The sequence below is a fragment of the Paenibacillus sp. 598K genome (genome assembly GCF_003851045.1).
Lineage (GTDB): Bacteria > Bacillota > Bacilli > Paenibacillales > Paenibacillaceae > Paenibacillus_D.
Genome location: NZ_BFBX01000036.1, coordinates 27,553 through 27,941, shown reverse-complemented (window position 1 = coordinate 27,941; position 389 = coordinate 27,553). Strand labels below are relative to the sequence as shown.

At 64.8% G+C, this 389-nt stretch carries 1 pseudogene; it reads right to left on the bottom strand.

Going from position 1 to position 389, the window contains the following annotated elements:
• Window positions 1–389, bottom strand: a pseudogene (locus tag PA598K_RS37900) (aldehyde dehydrogenase family protein); the annotation flags it as partial.

Below are 389 nucleotides of genomic sequence, written 5' to 3'. Positions count from 1 at the left end.
GTATCCCTCCGGCGCGCCGGCCTGGCCGCCCGTCAGCAGACGTCCCTCGCCCTTGCCCGTCTCGATATATTGCAGGATGCGCTTGTACGAGCTCTCGTCGATGACCGGTCCGACAGGCGCATTGTCCTCCGGCAGGCCGATCTTCAACTGCTTGGTCAATTGCTCGATCCGCTCGACCATCTCGTCATAGACGCTGTCGACGATGATCGCGCGCGAGCCTGCCGAGCACTTCTGCCCCTGGAAGCCAAACGCCGACGCTACGACGGCAGACGCTGCCGCCTCCAGATCTGCCGTCTCGTCGACGACAATGCCGTCCTTGCCGCCCATCTCGGCGACCAGACGCTTCATCCAGATCTGCCCCTCCGCCGTCTCGGCCGCGAGCTTCTGGA